Genomic DNA, 364 nt, shown 5'->3' on the forward strand with positions numbered 1-364 from the left:
GTGGTGGTCGGTGCCGGAGATGATCATCGAGCGCGTGACCGCGCAGACCGCCGCCGTGTGGTGGTTGGCCAGGATGCGGCCCTGCTTCACCAGCGCGTCGAGGTTGGGCGTGCGGATCTCGCTGCCGAAGGCGCCGAGGTCCGAATAGCCGAGGTCATCGGCCATGATGAAAATGATGTTCGGCTTCTTCTGGACCGTGGGCGGCGGCGTGGTGGCCACCGGGGTCTGGGCGGCGCTGTCGCCGTCGCTGCCGCAGCCAGCCGCCAGGGTGGCCAGGGCCAGCGCGGCCAGGCAGGCGGCCGATCGGCGGAACTGCGGGAACCGGCTGACGGGGGTTCGGGGAGCTTCTGTTCTTGTTGTCATG

The 364-nt window shown here is 69.5% G+C and carries 1 protein-coding gene; it reads right to left on the minus strand.

The features are described from left to right. Positions 1–364: sulfatase-like hydrolase/transferase (locus tag AC1DBD_RS17995; protein ID WP_476982754.1), on the minus strand; the 364-nt coding region annotated here is incomplete at both ends.

The organism is Arthrobacter sp. 10T419 (assembly GCF_056394105.1).